Consider the following 16,173-nt stretch of genomic DNA (forward strand, 5'->3'; position numbering starts at 1 on the left):
CTTCGCTGTTGCGGGGGTGGATCTCCGTTGGGCGGAGCCAACGGGCGACGAACTCATTGGCGACGAATCAATCGTGTGTCTGTTCACGCAAGACTTCGGTCAGGCGATCGCGGATGATTTTTCCCCAAATGACGTAGCCTTCTTCGTTGAGATGCAGTTGATCGTCGACAAACAGATTTTCTCGCGGTTGGTTGTCGTGGGTCAAAAACGTTTCCGCCGTGGCCACGAAGTGAACATTGGGCTCGGTGAAGCAAACCTCACGCAGCATCGCGTTGAGTTCGCGAATTTTTGGCCACGCGTCGTAACGTGAGCGTGTCGGTGTGACTTCGACTAACAAGACGGGGGCGTCGGAGCGGTGCTCGCGGGCGATCTCGACGACATGACGAACCAATCGTTCGACCTCTTCAGGAGTGGCGTCGGTTTCTTTGCCTGAGATGTCGTTGCCAACGAAGATCACGACAGCACGAAAATCATGGGGCGTGATCAATCGCTCGGCGAAAACGGCAAGATCCGAGTACTTGGCTCCTCCGTAGCCCCTTGGAATGACTCGAAACGGTGCCAAGTCATCGGCGGCCGTATCCCAACGGCGAATGCTGCTGCTGCCGATCAGTAGTATTCCGTCGGCCGGATCAGTGGTTTTTGCGTCGAGAGTCTCGTATTTCTGGATCTCCTTTTCCCAACGTTTGGTGGCCGCTTCGCGATAGGGAGCCAAAACATCGGCATCGCTCTCAGATGGTTGGTTGGCGACACCAGCCGCAGCCGTGTCTTGAGCCTTTGCACGAGGGAAATGTGCGCTGGCAAGAATCGAAAGGCAGGCGAATCCACTCAAAATCCATGCCGCCAAGCGGGCGGAAGTGAATTGTGGCTTGGCGAGATGGGCATCGACGGGCTGGCGAAAGGCAAACGTTTTCAAACGCATGGTGTGAAACCTGGGGTGGGGAGCGAGGGCGGGAGCCAATGCTGGCGCGAGCGGGCAAATATTGACGCGAGGGGGCGGTTGGGAGCTTCGTCAGGCGGGTGACGGGAGGGGAAGACAGAGCCAGAACGTTAAGATGCGTAGTTTAGCACGCATCCCAAGGGAATCGGAGAACACCTTCGCGGGTCAACCCGTCTTGTCACCTGGTGTTCAATCGCGAACACTGAACCTTCTTGTCCCGATTGGGCCTTTTGTTCATGACGGCAACCCTGTATTCCACGCCAAAGGCTACCACGAATGTCCGATCCGTTTGGTTCCCCGTTTCCGTCCCTGCATGATCAGAACCTAAACGCGCAACACGCCATGGCTTCGGATCATCGTCTCGCAAACGCGGCTTCCTACCAGAGTTATCAACGCCAACGTCAGATGACGCTGGGCGATTTGTTGCTTGAAAACCGAATCGTTTTCATGCAAGGCGAGATCCACTACGCCAATGCCAACGAAATTGTCATGAAGCTGTTGTATCTTCAGAGCGAGAATCGTCGCAAAGATATCCACCTTTACATCAACTCGCCCGGTGGCAGCGTCACGGCAACGTTGGCGATTTACGACACCATGCAAATGCTGTCGTGCCCCGTCGCAACCTACTGCGTTGGCGAAGCCTGCAGCGGAGCGGCAGTGTTGTTGATCGGTGGTGCCAAGGGAAAACGATTCTGTTTGCCAAACAGTCGCGTGATGATGCACCAACCGCTCGGCGGAGTCTCAGGTCAAGTCAGCGACATTGAAATCCAAGCGGCCGAAATGTTCCGCTATCGCGACAAACTGAACGAAATCATCTCCAGCCATTGCGGTAAATCGGTGGAGCAAATCGCCAAGGACACCGATCGCGATTTCTTCTTGGACGCACAACAAGCCAAAGAGTACGGGCTCGTTGACGACCTCTTGTTGGGAACTCCCGCAAGCGAAGAAGACGAAGACTGATTCACCTCAGACTTCGGACCTCCCCTTCTCAACGAACCAAAACAACTAGGACATCATTATGCCCGTCATTCCTTACGTGGTCGAAAGCAACGGCCGCGAAGAACGCACGTACGATATCTACAGCCGATTGCTGAAAGACCGGATCATTTTTCTGGGTCAACAAGTCGACGACCAAATCAGCAACGCGCTCGTCGCTCAAATGCTGTTTTTGCAAGCGGATGATCCCAAGAAAGACATCCACATGTACATCAACTCGCCTGGTGGTAGCATCACGGCGGGCATGGCGATCTACGACACGATGCAATTCGTCTCGTGCGACGTCGCGACGTACTGCATCGGACAAGCCGCTTCGATGGGCGCGGTTTTGTTGACCGCCGGTGCCAAGGGCAAGCGATTCGCTCTGCCAAACGCTCGCATCATGATTCACCAGCCACTCGCTGGCATGCAGGGCACCGCTCGCGAAGTGGAGATTCACGTCGCTGAATTGCGCCGAATCAAGCAACGCATGAACGAGATCATGATTGAACACACCGGTCACTCGCTCGAGAAAATCGAAGAGGACACCGATCGTGACCGCTTCATGTCAGCCGACGAAGCGTGCAGCTACGGTTTGATCGACAAGGTCGTCAAAAGCGTCGACGACTGATCGCTTGCGATAACAGGGATGGCCGGTTTTCCCCGGCCGTCTCGCATCGCCCCCTTCGTCTAGTGGCCCAGGACATCGGCCCATATCCGGTCGGAAACGCTCGTTCGAATCGGGCAGGGGGTACTCTCGTCTTTTGACGCGTTCTTGCAGCGTCTTTGAGGGATGATTGCAAAGGGCAAATTGACAATTGCAAATTGCAAAATGTAGATTCAGGCAACCTGGTTCCAGCGTCACGCGTTCGGGTCGCGAAGTGGTTCGTAGCTGGATTCGCCAGAATTCAGTTGGTTGAATGTGTGAGTGTCCGAATTCTGGCGAATCCGGCTACGGTCTGTGACCGCTTCGCACCGATTCGTCAGGCCAGGTGGGACTTGGCCTACGTTGATTGCCCACCGAGCGGCGTCGGTGGGTTACAGCTGTTTTAGTTTCCCACCGAACGGCGTCGGTGGGTTACAGATTCCGAGTGGCGTCGGTGGGCTACGGTTGCGACGGTGCTGATCACGCGTTTTCCAGACGCGACGTCCACTGCTTGATCTGCTCGCGAACGCGGGCCGGTGCGGTGGAGCCTTCGCTGCGGAAGGCGGCGATTGCGTTGGAAGTACCAAGCACTTCGTAGACTGACTCGTCGATTTGGTCGCTGAGCTTTTGGTAGGTCTCCAGCGGCAAATCGGACAGCGTCACGCCCTGCTGCATCGCTTCGGAAACGATCGCACCGACCAAGTGGTGAGCGGTTCGTTGTGGCATCCCGCGAGCAATCATCCATTCCATCAATGTGGTCGCATCGAGGTAGCCCTTCTCGATCCTCGCTGCGATGGATTCCCGTTTGAGTTCGGCTCCGCGAACGATTGGTGCGGCGAGTTCCAACATGGCTCGGGTTGTGTCGAAGGCATCGAACAACGGTGGTTTATCTTCTTGCAAATCACGGTTGTAAGCCAGCGGCAAATTCTTGATCAGCAACATCAGAGTTTGTAGAGCACCCATCACGCGAGCCGACTTGCCTCGGGTGAGTTCCAGCGTGTCCGGGTTCACCTTTTGCGGCATGATGCTGCTGCCGGTGCAGAAAGCTTGCGGGATTTGGATGAAGTCAAACTCCACCGTGCTCCACAAAATCCATTCTTCCGCCCAGCCACTCAGGTGGGACGCGATCAGCGACATCACAAACGTGGACTCGACCACAAAGTCACGGTCGCTGCTGGTGTCGAGACTATTCGCGGTGATGCCTTCGAAATCCAGCGCCGAAGCGGTGTGCTGGCGATCGATCGGAAGCGTCGTTCCGGCGACGGCGGCTATGCCCAGCGAGCACTGGTTGACTCGTTTCCGGCAATCCGCGATGCGTTGCCGGTCGCGTTCCAGTTTTTCGATGTAGGCGAGCCAGTAGTGCGGCGCGAGCACCGGTTGGGCCCGTTGCAGGTGCGTGTAGGCGGGCAGGATGATGTCAAAGTCATTCTCACAACGCGATAGAAATGCGGATTGCAGATCGACCAACAATGCATCGATTTCATCGAGGGATTGCCGGATCCACATTCGGGTGTCCGTGCTGACTTGATCGTTGCGGCTGCGAGCGGTGTGCAGTTTGCGACCGGTGTCTCCGATCCGATCGATCAGGGCTTGTTCGACATGCATGTGGATGTCTTCGAGCTCAAACCGCATCGGCAATTCGCCGCGATCCAGTTCGCCACGAATGGTTTCCAAAGTGTCCCGAATGAGCTTGAATTCATCTTCCGTCAGCAAGCCGACTTCGCGAAGCATGTTTGCGTGGGCGATCGATCCGCGAATGTCGTGCTCGTACAGCCGCGAGTCAAAACTGATGCTTTCGGCGTATGCTTCCAGTCGGGCATCGGTTTCGGCTTGGAAGACACCACTTCGAGACGGGCTGGCCACGGTTGACTTTCTGGGTGAGAGGTTTCGAATGTTCAGGATTCGCGTGCCCAAATTCAGGCCCGAATAGAATGTCGCAAGACACGGCTGGTGAAAACCACGCTGCCAATCTTCCACGAGACTCTGATCATGCCTTCCCCGTCTGAACAATCCACCCCCATTCGCACTTTGTTTCCTGAGAAGACCCTTCTCGCGACCGTGCTGGTGTCCGCCGGGGTGGTGTTTGGCCTCTTGATTGCCGGTGACGTTTCGGTCGCAAAAGCTCAGTTGCCCGCCACACCGCTTCAGCCCGCTCCAATTCCACCGGTGCCGTTCGGGCAATCCGGACAAGTCCCGCCGGGGCCGTTTTCTCAAGGGAATGTTGCTCCGCCGCTGGGTGGTGCAGCCAATGCGGTCGATGTTCGTGTGCAAGCTGTCACGGGCCAGCCTTACGGCGTGGCGGTCATCGAAATGCCACTGCGGAATCCGGTCGTCGGACCCGCTCCAGGTCCCCTGACGATCGATGGAGAACCTGCTCCGGCGACGACGAAAATTTACTATCCGGTGAGCAACGACGTCCGAGTCACGGTGGGACGTCCGCCATCGGAGCAACCCGTGCCCCAAATCGGTCGTGGCCGTTTGCTAAACCGAGTCGGCAACCTGATTCGCGAATTGACCTCCAGTGACGATGCGACGGAACAAACCGTTGGTCGCCGAGTCATGTTTCTCTTCACCGGCGACCAACCGTTCTCAGTGCCCGTGCGAGATCACCTAGGGACTCTGACGATGGTGGACGTTCGGCCCGTGACCGATCCCGGTCTCGCTCGAACCATGCAAACGGCTTGGTGGGATGAGACCACGGTCGCGGCAAAACGACAGATCGATGCAACTGACACCCCGCCGTGGGTCCCGACCTACTTGATCGCAATGTTGTCGGGGCGTTTGAACTTGCCGTTGCCGGCCTGGTTTGGACGAGGTGATGAAACTGAAACAGAAGATCCCCTGCTTCACACGCTCGAGTGGATCGGTGGTGCAGCCGGAGTGGCCAACGAAGTCTTCGCTGTCGCGGCGGCAGGTGGTCCACTGCAACAAACATTGAGCGACCCAACCCCGACTCAGGTCGCCGCGTTGCCGTTGCCCGCGTCACCGGTTTGGCAACCTCCGGTTTCGACCGCACCCGTCGAGCCACCCGCAATCGAAGTGTTAGCGGAGCACGTGCCACCGGAGTGTTTTTATCTTCGTTATGGTTCGTTTGAAAACTACCTATGGTTTCGCGATCTGACACTCGAGTACGGCGGTGACATCTCGCGAATGATCACACTGCGTGGAATCAGCAATGAATCCGCGGAACGATTGGAACGTCAGTTGGGTGTTCAGACTAACGCGATGAGTCGTTTGCTGGGTCCCAGCGTGATTGAGGACCAAGCATTGATTGGTCGCGACATGTACCTGGATGACGGGGCATCGATTGGTGTTTTGTTTCATGCAAAGAACGTGTTCTTGCTGCGAAGCAGTTTGAATAGCGACCGCACCAAATTGGCTGAAAGTGACGAATCGTTGACGCTGAAGAAAGTTGACCTGCAGCATGGTCCCGCAACGTTGCTTCGCAGCAGCGACAATCGCGTGCGATCGTTCTTGGTCGAAGCCGGGCCGTGCATCTTGGTAACGAACAGCGAAACCATTGCCGACCGTTTTTTAGAGGTCGCGGAGACCGGTGAGTCATTGGCCGACACAACCGATTTTCAGTTGGCTCGCAGTTACATGCCGTTGGAACGCAACGACACCATCTTTGCTTACTTCTCCGCCGAGATGCTGCAGGGGTTGTTGGAGCCTTCTTACTTGATCGAGCTTCGTCGTCGAATGCAGGCGGAAGCCGACATTGCATTGGTTCGATTGGCTCGCATGGCAGCACGTTCCAACACGGTTCCCGGTGAGCCCGCGATTCAAGAAATCGATGGTTTGATCAACGCGGGATTCCTGCCTGAGAATTTTGGTGATCGAGCCGATGGAACCGGCGTGGTTTCTTTCTCCAATCACTTAGTCGACACCCGACGTGGTGCTCGCGGAACGTTCTTGCCGATTGCCGACAATCCAGTTGAAACGGTGACTGCCAGCGAATCGCGTTGGTATGGGCAAATCGCTGCTGCGTACAGCGAACAATTCAGTTCGCTCGATCCGATCGTGATTGGTGTGCAGCGAGAAGAGTTTCCGATCGATCCAACGGGACCCACCGAAGGTGAGCGTCGCGAACGGTTGACCATTCATGCTGAGATCGCGCCTTGGCAACCGGAGAACTATGGCAGTTGGGCGAAACAACTTGGCCCACCGACGCAAGTTGCGATGGAGTTTGCACCCGATGACGTGGTGGCATTGCAGGCTCACGTCGCCTCGGAAACGCTCGGACCACCAACGCACTTGTTCGCCGCAATCAAGGATTCGTTTCCGCCTGAACCGGAGTCGATCGATGGTTTGATTAGCAAGTATCGAGCCCTCAAGACTCTGCCAGGATATCTCGGTGCTTGGCCACAACCCGGTGCACTGGACCGATTGCCGCTCGGGCTAGGTCGCGGTCAGCCGGTCGGTCCAGGGATGAATCGTTTGATCGGTGGTTTGTATCGCTATACCGGTGGCGGCTTCAGCGTGTTGTCATTTCAACCTGACGTGCTAAATGCCTCGTTGCAGCACCTTTCCGCGAACGAGGTCGACGATCCGGCTCAGGTGCGAGGACGAATCGACAGCTTGAAGGGCACGAAGTTGGAGGGTTGGGTGAACCAACAGCTTTACGAGCGAGCGGCGACGGCTAGTCTCGCGGGAGCTGAGTTTTTGAATTCGTTGGTGGCTCAGTTGGGCGTTCCAGTGGAACAAGCGATCGACGAAGCCGAGTTGGTTTTGGGCGGTCGTCCACAATGCCCGCTTGGTGGCGACTACCAATTTGATCCCGCTCGACGACGGTTTGTCAGCACAGCTTGGCCGTCTGATCGATTCGGTCCCTCACCGTACGCACCGGCGGACTATCAAACTCCGTTGTTGGGTTGGTTCCGAGGTGCCGAGGCGCGTTTGACTCAGTACCCAAACCGTTTGATCGCCGATGCAACGATTGAGATCGCTCGGGCTCAGTAGAGTCCCGTACGATCGCCAACGATGATGGAGACCAATGGTGACTCCATTATCGTTCCAGTCATGGTTGTTTAGGCCATGATCATTAAGTGCAGCATGTGACTACTGCGTCTTCAAGCAACACAGTTCGTCGTTGATGCGAAGGAATAAACGCCCGTCCGTGAAGGCGGGTGTGGCTCCGACCGGGCCGCCCAAGTCGAATGATTTGGCTCCGCTGGGTGAATCGCTTGCAGGAATCACGTGAGCGGTCCCGTCCAGCGAAATCGCTAGCAACTGATTGCCAATGATGATCGGCGAGGCACCGAAATTACCTCCCAGTCGTTTACTCCAGACTTTTTTGCCGTCGTTCTGCCAATCGATGCAAGTTGCGATGCCGTTGTCCGAAATCAAGAACATCAAGTTGTCTTTGACCGCGGGAGTTGGGACGTAAGGTGCAGCGGTCGTGATGCGGAATGCTTCGGTGGGTTGATCGGAAGCATTCTTGGGGATGCGGACGGCGGACAAGTAGTTTCCGCCACCACCGCTTCCACAGGTGCCGATCGCTAGGTCGCCAACCACCAACGGTGAGCTGCAGCATCGTTTGTTGAATACCTTGATCGACCACAGCATCTTGCCGTTTTCTGGGTCGAGCCCAAAGACGCCGTCACCGGTGCTAGCGCAAATCAGTTGCTTGCCATCAGTCGTTGGGACACCGTAGGAAGGACGCGTTGAAGTGACAGGAGTTTCCCAAATCGTTTCACCGGTCTTGGGATCAAACGCCAACATGGAACTCTTGCCTGGAGTCTGCCACGCTTCCAAACTCTTGGATTGTTGATCGTTGAACAACAGCAACTTGGAATCGATCACGACGGGGCTGGCACCAAAACCATGCACCCCTGACCAGGGCCCCAAGTCTCGCGACCAGACTGGTTCGCCTTTCATGTCGTATGCCAGCAATTCGGCATGCTTGGCGTCGCCGTAAGCGAAGTACACGTGTCCTTCATGCACGACCGGTGTGCTGGAAGCGGCGGTGTTGCGGCTATGGCGATGACGCTCTTCAAACGGATGCGAGCGGCGCCAAAGGACTTCGCCGGTCGAGACATCGATGCTGACCAAATCCAGCTTCATCGATTTGTCGGCGGGATCGGTCGCGGTGTCAAGCAAGAAGACTTGGTTGCCCGCCACAACAGGCGATCCCACATGTCTCGCGTTGAGTTGTGTCTTCCAAGCGTAGTCGTCTTCGGTCCAAGTCGAAGGCAATGTGCCGGACCCAGCGTCGCCGTATGAGCTGGGGCCGTGAAATTGGGTCCAAGACGATACCGACTCACTGGTGGCCGGTTCGTTGGCCGAAGCAACAGACATGGACGAGGTGCTGGCAACGACGCATCCGCCCAAAACGGCACGGCGAATCAGCCTGGCCCAGCGTGAAGAAACGTGCGATTTGTTTTGCGGTGTGGAGGTGGGCATGGGCTTTGGTGGGATGGAGGACGGCGTTGCAATCGGATTGCGACGGTTGTGTGGGTTGGGTTGAGTCTCTGCGTGAAGACGCACCGATTGTAAGTCAAAACGATTCGTTTGTTGCAATGGGCAATCGGGGGGTGGTCTAAAGTTCCGCATGATCCACATTGAAATGAGCGATTCGCCCGAAGACTTGTTGTCCGGCGGAAACACCTGGGACCGCCTCGCGGGCGGAATTCCTTTTCGTCAGACCGTTTGGCTGAGGTCATGGTGGCAGCAGTTTGGCGATGCCGAACGAGCTTTCTTCATGGTCGCCCGCGATGAATCGGGCGATTGCCGTGGATTGCTGCCGTTGGAGCGAACGGAGGGCGATTTTCGTCGGTTACAAACGCTCGCAGCCGGGAACGTGTGCACCGATCACGTTTCGATTCTGGTGCGACCGGAAGATCGCGAAGAGGTTGCCACCGCATTTGCAAAACACTTGATTCAGTGTTCCGCCGACCGAAAACATGGTTGGGACCAAATTGATTTTGACGGGACCATCGCAGGCGATCCCGCGATGGAAGTTTTGGCACGCAGCCTTGTTGCGGACGATGTGCCTACCAACATCCACAGCCGAATGCATCTTTGGTTCAATCGCTGCGAAGCAACTTGGGAAGACTTGCTGGCAACGCGTTCGCGAAAGTATCGAAATCGAGTTCGCGGGTTGCTTCGCAAGTTGGACGAAAGCGACGGAGAACTCTTCGTCCGCGATGCGGGGGCCCCTGAAGAAGTTCACATGGGGCTGATGAAGCTGATCGAGTTGCATCAGAAACGTTGGCAAGACGTCGGTGAACCGGGAACCTATGCCGATGACCGCATGGTTCGGTTTGTCACCGATGCCACCGTCGAAATGAGCAAACGCGGACGATTGGTGTTGCCTCAATTGATCTACAAAGGTGAAGTCATTGCGACGGAGTTGCACTACATCGGTGATGATGGACGACAGTACTGTTACAGCACCGGTGTCAATCATGCTTACCCCGATCTGAAGCCGGGCATCATGTTGAACTCGCATATGTTCCGTGAAGCTCACCGACTTGGGCGAGCAGGGATCGACTACATGCGAGGCGATGAAACTTACAAGGGACGCCTGCACTCGCGTCCGATTCCGCTATTGGAAATTGCCGTGTTTGCGAAGCACGCTCGCGGGCAAATGCGAATGGCTCAAGATCGTGCCACACAGCTATTGAAGGTGCAGTGGCGTCGCATGAAGGATTTGCCGCAAGATCAACCGCTCACTCTAGACGAAGCCTTCGCCGAAGAGCATCGGGACTTTTTGCCCGATCAAACGATCACGCAAAACTTTGTCGAGGAGACTCCGGCGTGTGTCTCAGCCGCGTTGGACACCACCGTCGAAGAAGCGGATGACCTGTCTGATTCGCCTGTGATCTACTCGATTCGCGACTACCAACGTGCGGATGATTTCTCGCACGAACCAAGTAATTGAGGCATTGATGATGTCAGCAATGCTAGCGATTCTCTATCGGGCGATTCGGCGGTTGCATGTGATGGATGTCACGTGTTTGTTGCACGCAACTGCGGACCAAGCTGCTGCGGCTGCTGCTCAGCGTCGATCCATGGGGCTCGAATCGGAAGCATTCGTGGCTCGGGCGATTGAGCAGGATCAGCTCAAACAATTGCTTCAGGAAGGTCGCATTGACCCGATCGTCGGATCCGGGATTGTCCACACTGATGCATCGCGTGAACATGGTCCGGGAGATCAATGGCTGTTTGGAATGTGGGAGGGCGACCGCGTTGTCTCGTTCGTTTGGGCGGCAACCGGCTACATTCCCGCGACAGAAAACTTCAGCCGAAGTGCTCACTTAGGATCGTCGCTCAATATGCCCACGCATTGTGGGTTCCTCTTCAATGCGTGGACGGACCAGGATCATCGTGGCCGCGGACTCATGGCGACTTTGCTTCAGAAATTGATCAGGGATGACGCACTAGAACTGAAACTTCATGATTGGTTCGCAACGACGGATTGGACCAACGCTGCCTCGCAAAGCACGTTTTACAAGTCCGGTTTCGAACGCGTTGGACGCCTTTATCGCGTCGGTCGCGGACGAATGCAGGCCAGTGTCGTTCCTGATTTGGAACGTCGTATGAAAGAGACGGTGCTGACTGAATCAAACCGACAAAGGCCAGGGATCGCTTTGGACGCCCCCGGACTACGCTGGTCTTTGTGATTGGTGAATCACCCAATCCAGTGCATTGTTGATCGCTGGGCGATGCTCTTCTTCCAGCACATCGTCGTGACTGAGTCCAGACAGTTCCACCACCAGTTTTGGACCAGCGTAAGCGGCATGGATTGCCATCTGATATTCCGGCAACACCAGTGAATCTTTCTCTGACATGAGAAACACCGCTGGGATCTCGCAACGGGCAGCCAAATCGATCGCGTCGACGTTTTTGGGCAGCACTGCGGAGACGTGCTGCATCGCGGTGGTCGCCCGATAGCGAGCTGAGATGTTGAGGATGACGCGGCGCAAATCAGGCGGATTGCGAATCCAAAGGATCGCGGATGGATACGCATCCATCAACGACGCCCCGACATGCATCGCGGGAAGACACCCTAGGCTGTTGCCGCACAACCAAATTCGAGTTGAGCAGCCATCGGCGACTGTTTGCGTACGTGCATCGAGAATCTTTTGGCTCCAGGCCGCCGCTGCACCGGACAAGTTCTTCAGCGTCGCATGACCAGGGCTGCCACCGTAGCCGGGAGGATTCCATGTCCAAACCTCTGCACTCGGCGAGATCGGTTGGTTGGGTTGCATCGGGAACGGCGTCGACCGCTCGGCTCGTCCACCGGTCCCCGGGAACTTGAGAACAAGATCGTTGGGCGGCGGGATGTCTCGCCAATCATCCAGGCTGCTGTTGTCTGCAACTTTGCTCGCCGTTGTATCACCGATGCGATGGACGAAGCATTCAATCCATTCGTTGGGGGTGGAACCATTGTTGGCACCCGAATTCATATGGTCCAGCAACGATACTCGACAACGAACCTGCGGCCGATAGTCGATCGGTTCCGTGGTTGGTCGAAGTACAAAGCGATTGAGCAGTCCAAAACGAATGCGTCGGGACCAATTGCGAATCGGACGCATGCTTTTCATCCACCCACGCTCGCTGCGATTTGGTTGTTGGACGCGGAGACATCGTCCGCATCGTTCCGGGGTCGAGGCATCCATCCGGCCAACGACAATCCAATCAGTGGGCTCAGCACAGAGAACAACATGAAATTCGAAAATAGAGCAATGGAAGTGAACACGACCGCACCAATGATTGCCGCCCAACGAGCGGGAAGCAACCAAACTGCGAACCCTGCGACAGTTTCGACCAACACGACTTTTCGGCTATAAATCGTCGCGATGTTGCGGAGCGTTTCGCCATCGAAGCTTGATCGCAACCAATTGAAGACCCAGAAGTCTCGGTCGAGGAAATAGATCTCCCACAACACGTCGCCGGACCAGTATTCCGCCGTCCATTTCCCCGAAGCTCCCCCCAGAAGAACAACCGAAACAATCACTCGACTGAGACGCCCGGCTTTGCGGTAGAGTTCCTCTGGTGTGTCGATTTCTAAACGCGTCGTGTACCAAAACGCCCACAGGCTGCACCACCAAAACGTTACAAAAGTCATGTCGTTGTAGCTGCCTTGATGCCAGATCATCACTGTCGCGGAGATCCAAGTCAAAGCAGCGGCAAAGCATCGACGCCCGCGTTGTTCGGTGATCCAGGCTGCGACAACGGAGATGGCCGATGCGATGAACGCGATTCGCAACACCGTAGCTGACTGCAACCATGTCGGAAAGAATTCGTGGTGGATTGGGATGGCTTCGTAAATGCGATCGGCCAGCAGAAAGAACTTCCACTTCCAGAATAGACCCAGCATCATGCCGGCCCACGTCAGGTGCAGCGGAGTCGATTCAGTCCAGCGAAGCTTTGGCGGGAACGCTGTGTATTCTTCGCGAACGCCAGCAGTACTGTTCATGATGCCGGTTCCTCGGCCAATACCATCTGCCAGTTCCCAACATCGTCGCGAGTCAACTCATAAGTCGAGTGCATCGATTCGCCACGGTAGTGAGACTCGATCACCAACCAACGAGGTGATTCATCCTGCAGGTATCGAACTCGCCCATTGGCAAACGTGAATTCGCGGGCTGGGTAGTGATTGATTGTTCGCGCCGCCAAAATGCCCGGTTTGGCTGTATCGTCATCCAGTGGCGACAACCAAAGTGGATCGATCAAACCGGCAAGTTCGCCTTCGGGCGGCAAGTCGCGAACTTCGGTTGTGTTTTTGAAGTTGTACATCGCCGGAATCGGCGTCTGGATCGCCCACCAAGCAAACGAAGGTGTTCGCAGGTGGAAACGCTGCATCGTGGAGCGGATGACCGGCGGACAGATGGGCATCAGCAACAACCAACCCGCAACGATCGCAGCGATCGCGAGGAGAATGCGATATCCCCAATCCGGCTTCGCTCGAAGCGTCGACGTTTTCGCGGAGGCATTCATGGGACTTGGCCGATGGAAGATGTTCGACGGGGATGGTCGCTGAACGACATCGCGTCGAGTTGAATACTCAAACGTACCCCACACCTCATCATCGGCATCGAAGCAACCGGTTCTGCGACGTCACGCCACCCTTCCCTTCGCCATCCGTTCCAGACCGAAACGATTGTGCCGATTGTGCGGGAATGTCGTGGGTGTCCATGACTCACCGAGTAAATCGGAACCTGCCTCGGCGTCTCCCGCGAACTAACGGCTACATCTTCGCGATCAGGTCGATCAGCAATTGGCGAACGGCTTGTGGCGAAGCATTGGGGTTCTTCTTTTTGGCTTGCCCGATCAAGGCTCCAACCGCTTGTTGCTTGCCGCCCTTCACGTCCTCGACAACTTGCGGATTGGCCGCCAGCAGTTCCTTGCACAGCGATTCCAACGCGTCGTCGTCAACCGCTTCGATGCCCAACGACTTGGTCGCTTGTTCGATCGATTCGTCATGCGTGAGCAAGTGTTCGAACACGTCGCGAGCGCGATTGTTGTCCAGCTTTCCGTCGGCGATCATGCGGATCAATTCGCCAAGTCGCTCGGCTGGAATCGGAAACGCATCGATGTCGATGCTGCGTTCCTTCATCGTCCGCATCACGTCCTGCATCATCCACGACGATGTGCGACGTCCATCGCCGCTGGCTCCCACGGCGGTCTCGAAGTAATCGATCACGTCCGGACCTTGGTTGACGATCACGTCGGCGTCGTAGGGTTTGATGCCGTGCTGCGTCTGCAGTCGTTCTCGCGTGACAGCCGGCAATTCGCCCAACGATTCCGAGATCGATTCCACGTATTCGCGAGGCAGGCGGACGGGCAGCAAATCAGGGTCGGGGAAGTATCGGTAGTCAGCCGATTCTTCCTTTTCTCGCTGAGCAAAGGTTTGCTCGGCGGAGTCATCCCAGCCGCGAGTGGTCTTGGGAGCGTCGTCGATCGTTTGGCGATTTTCTTCCCAGTCGACCAGCTGTCGTTGCACTTCGTAGTCGATCGCTCGCTGGACGTTTCGGAAGCTGTTGAGGTTTTTGATTTCGACGATCGGGGTCGCGATCTTTTTGCCTTCGACGTCGATGTGCAGGTTCACGTTGGCGTCGACTCGCAGGCTGCCTTCCTGCATCTCGCAATCGGAGACCTTCAGGTGAGTCAGCAGCAATTTGAGTTCGCTGAGGTAAGCCTTGGCCTCATCGGCCGACCGGAGGTCCGGTTGGCTGACGATTTCCAGCAGAGGCGTGCCGCATCGGTTGAGGTCGATCTTGGTGTCGCTGATCCCCGACGCTTCGTCGTGCATGCTCTTGCCAGCGTCTTCTTCCAGGTGAGCTCGCACGAGTCCGATTCGGCGTTCGGTTTCGCCATCGTCCGTGCTGATTGCCAGGTGCCCGTCGGCGCAGATCGGCAAATCAAACTGGCTGATTTGATAGCCCTTCGGCAAATCGGGATAAAAGTATTGCTTGCGATCCCACTTAGTCAGCGGTGGGATGTCGCAGTTGAGTGCCAATCCGGTTTTGACCGACAACGCGATCGCTTCGCGGTTCATCACGGGAAGCGCCCCTGGCATCCCCAGGCAGACCGGGCAAACCTGAGTGTTGGGCGGGGCACCGAATTCGGTGGTGCATCCGCAAAACAGCTTGGTTTGCGTCTTCAGTTGGACGTGGACTTCCAACCCGATGATGGTCGTGACGGGATATTTTTGGCAGGCCAAGATCGCGGAGGCAGTCATGCGGTGAGCCGGTGAGTCAGGAAAAACGGAGATTCACCGGCAATATCCCGCATCCTTCCCATGGGCTCAATCCCCAGCCGTTTGGCGAGCGACCCGGGTCACCCAGTTCGTCAGATCTCGAAAGTAGGGCCGCGGGTCGGGTTCGAACTCAAACGTGTGAGCCGCCTCCTCGTAACACGTGTATTCTTTGTCGCTTGCCGCCATCCGATCCAACATTTCACGTGTTTTCGGGTTGTCGACGATCCGGTCTCGCCCCGCCAATACCAACCAGGTCGGCGTGCGAATCATCGCGGCGACTTCTCGAGCGTGCTGGGTCAGCTTCCGGTCTTCCAACGCGAATCGCACGCTGACTTTGCGAAGCGTTAGCGAATCCTTTTGGATGAACGATTGCCAGCGAGCGACTCCGGTGAACAACGCGGGATCCTTCAGCGGAATCGGAACCCGCAGACCGCCCAGGCCGATTCGCGAAAGTCCGCCGAGCAATCGGTACTTGGCCGGCGAAGGGAACTGCGCCGCGTAGATTCCAGGACAAACGAGTGCCAACCCATCGATCAGATCAGGATGCTCGGCCGCGAGCACGGACGCCAGTTTGCCGCCCCAACTGATCCCGCCCAGGATTAACGGGACATCCCGCGGTTGAGTTTTTAAAAAGCAAACGACGTCGTCGATCCACTGCCGCCAGTCATCGACATCGCCGCGACGAGACGGGTTGCCTCCCGAGCCGCGACGGTCCAGGAAGTGGACTTCAAATCCATTTTGAGCGAGAGCATCGCAACTGGCCAAATACCATCCCGAGTGGCTGACGATGCCGTGCAAAAACACCACCCGACCGCGCGGACGAGTTACTCTCCATTGTCGCGACATCAATCGCAGCCGACCGGCACCGTCGAACATCTCGATCTCGCACTGCGGCGATTGCTGCATGCC

13 protein-coding genes and 1 tRNA gene are annotated in these 16,173 nt (G+C 56.5%); 6 read left to right on the forward strand and 8 right to left on the reverse strand.

Features of this window, described 5'->3' with window-relative positions:
• Positions 1 to 67: 67 nt before the first annotated feature.
• Positions 68 to 919, reverse strand: a complete 852-nt coding sequence (locus tag RB_RS22380) for an SGNH/GDSL hydrolase family protein (RefSeq protein ID WP_164922369.1) — start codon at positions 917 to 919, stop codon at positions 68 to 70.
• A 360-nt stretch (positions 920 to 1,279) separates the two neighbouring features.
• Between RB_RS22380 and RB_RS22385 the strand changes: the two genes are divergently transcribed.
• The 3 genes from RB_RS22385 (at position 1,280) to RB_RS22395 (ending at position 2,666) form a co-directional block, all read left to right on the forward strand.
• Entirely contained in the window at positions 1,280 to 1,897 is a 618-nt protein-coding gene (locus RB_RS22385; RefSeq protein WP_007327156.1) for a ClpP family protease, read from the forward strand.
• Between the two features lie 58 nt (positions 1,898 to 1,955).
• Positions 1,956 to 2,543 carry an ATP-dependent Clp endopeptidase proteolytic subunit ClpP gene (gene clpP / locus RB_RS22390; RefSeq protein ID WP_007327157.1) on the forward strand — a complete coding sequence of 196 codons (588 nt, stop codon included), beginning with the start codon at positions 1,956 to 1,958 and terminating at the stop codon, positions 2,541 to 2,543.
• Positions 2,544 to 2,591: 48 nt separating this feature from the next.
• A tRNA-Met gene (locus RB_RS22395) sits at positions 2,592 to 2,666 on the forward strand.
• A gap of 372 nt (positions 2,667 to 3,038) precedes the next feature.
• Here RB_RS22395 and argH read toward each other — a convergent pair.
• Positions 3,039 to 4,421, reverse strand: a complete 1,383-nt coding sequence (gene argH / locus RB_RS22400; RefSeq protein ID WP_037227775.1) for an argininosuccinate lyase — start codon at positions 4,419 to 4,421, stop codon at positions 3,039 to 3,041.
• A gap of 87 nt (positions 4,422 to 4,508) precedes the next feature.
• Here argH and RB_RS22405 point away from each other — a divergent pair, with 87 nt between their 5' ends.
• Positions 4,509 to 7,517 carry a hypothetical protein gene (locus RB_RS22405; RefSeq protein WP_011122958.1) on the forward strand — a complete coding sequence of 1,003 codons (3,009 nt, stop codon included), beginning with the start codon at positions 4,509 to 4,511 and terminating at the stop codon, positions 7,515 to 7,517.
• A 99-nt stretch (positions 7,518 to 7,616) separates the two neighbouring features.
• Here RB_RS22405 and RB_RS22410 read toward each other — a convergent pair whose 3' ends face one another.
• Entirely contained in the window at positions 7,617 to 9,077 is a 1,461-nt protein-coding gene (locus tag RB_RS22410; protein ID WP_390174936.1) for an outer membrane protein assembly factor BamB family protein, read from the reverse strand.
• 31 nt (positions 9,078 to 9,108) lie between these two features.
• Here RB_RS22410 and RB_RS22420 point away from each other — a divergent pair, with 31 nt between their 5' ends.
• Both RB_RS22420 and RB_RS22425 read left to right on the forward strand, forming a co-directional pair.
• The gene (locus RB_RS22420) at positions 9,109 to 10,440 is read left to right on the forward strand and encodes a GNAT family N-acetyltransferase (protein WP_011122960.1); all 1,332 of its coding nucleotides are present in this window, start codon (positions 9,109 to 9,111) and stop codon (positions 10,438 to 10,440) included.
• Complete coding sequence (locus RB_RS22425) at positions 10,412 to 11,182, forward strand: GNAT family N-acetyltransferase (RefSeq protein WP_164922370.1); 771 nt, start codon at positions 10,412 to 10,414, stop codon at positions 11,180 to 11,182. The genes RB_RS22420 and RB_RS22425 overlap by 29 nt, the downstream gene beginning before the upstream one ends.
• Here RB_RS22425 and RB_RS22430 read toward each other — a convergent pair.
• The 5 genes from RB_RS22430 to RB_RS22450 all read right to left on the reverse strand — a co-directional run bounded on the left by RB_RS22430 (position 11,165) and on the right by RB_RS22450 (position 16,170).
• The gene (locus RB_RS22430) at positions 11,165 to 12,106 is read right to left on the reverse strand and encodes an alpha/beta hydrolase (protein ID WP_011122962.1); all 942 of its coding nucleotides are present in this window, start codon (positions 12,104 to 12,106) and stop codon (positions 11,165 to 11,167) included. The two genes, RB_RS22425 and RB_RS22430, sit on opposite strands and share 18 nt — an antisense overlap.
• Positions 12,103 to 12,981, reverse strand: coding sequence for a hypothetical protein (locus tag RB_RS22435; RefSeq protein ID WP_011122963.1), 879 nt, complete (start codon positions 12,979 to 12,981; stop codon positions 12,103 to 12,105). The genes RB_RS22430 and RB_RS22435 overlap by 4 nt, the downstream gene beginning before the upstream one ends.
• A complete protein-coding gene (locus tag RB_RS22440; protein WP_231845891.1) occupies positions 12,978 to 13,502 on the reverse strand; it encodes a hypothetical protein in 525 nt (174 codons plus the stop codon). Before RB_RS22440 ends, RB_RS22435 begins: the two co-directional genes overlap by 4 nt.
• A gap of 250 nt (positions 13,503 to 13,752) precedes the next feature.
• Positions 13,753 to 15,246 carry an Asp-tRNA(Asn)/Glu-tRNA(Gln) amidotransferase subunit GatB gene (gatB, locus tag RB_RS22445; RefSeq protein ID WP_011122965.1) on the reverse strand — a complete coding sequence of 498 codons (1,494 nt, stop codon included), beginning with the start codon at positions 15,244 to 15,246 and terminating at the stop codon, positions 13,753 to 13,755.
• Between the two features lie 66 nt (positions 15,247 to 15,312).
• Complete coding sequence (locus RB_RS22450) at positions 15,313 to 16,170, reverse strand: alpha/beta hydrolase (protein WP_231845892.1); 858 nt, start codon at positions 16,168 to 16,170, stop codon at positions 15,313 to 15,315.
• Positions 16,171 to 16,173: the final 3 nt, after the last annotated feature.

The sequence above is a fragment of the Rhodopirellula baltica SH 1 genome (assembly GCF_000196115.1).
GTDB classification, from domain to species: Bacteria; Planctomycetota; Planctomycetia; order Pirellulales; family Pirellulaceae; genus Rhodopirellula; species Rhodopirellula baltica.

Bases quoted from the DNA above. Each gene is read 5' to 3' on its own strand.
- RB_RS22440 (WP_231845891.1), bottom strand. From the start codon at position 13,502: ATGAATGCCTCCGCGAAAACGTCGACGCTTCGAGCGAAGCCGGATTGG.
- RB_RS22430 (WP_011122962.1), bottom strand. From the start codon at position 12,106: ATGAAAAGCATGCGTCCGATTCGCAATTGGTCCCGACGCATTCGTTTT.
- RB_RS22425 (WP_164922370.1), top strand. From the start codon at position 10,412: ATGATTTCTCGCACGAACCAAGTAATTGAGGCATTGATGATGTCAGCA.
- clpP (WP_007327157.1), top strand. From the start codon at position 1,956: ATGCCCGTCATTCCTTACGTGGTCGAAAGCAACGGCCGCGAAGAACGC.
- RB_RS22435 (WP_011122963.1), bottom strand. From the start codon at position 12,981: ATGAACAGTACTGCTGGCGTTCGCGAAGAATACACAGCGTTCCCGCCA.
- RB_RS22385 (WP_007327156.1), top strand. From the start codon at position 1,280: ATGGCTTCGGATCATCGTCTCGCAAACGCGGCTTCCTACCAGAGTTAT.
- RB_RS22420 (WP_011122960.1), top strand. From the start codon at position 9,109: ATGATCCACATTGAAATGAGCGATTCGCCCGAAGACTTGTTGTCCGGC.
- RB_RS22380 (WP_164922369.1), bottom strand. From the start codon at position 919: ATGCGTTTGAAAACGTTTGCCTTTCGCCAGCCCGTCGATGCCCATCTC.
- RB_RS22450 (WP_231845892.1), bottom strand. From the start codon at position 16,170: ATGCAGCAATCGCCGCAGTGCGAGATCGAGATGTTCGACGGTGCCGGT.
- gatB (WP_011122965.1), bottom strand. From the start codon at position 15,246: ATGACTGCCTCCGCGATCTTGGCCTGCCAAAAATATCCCGTCACGACC.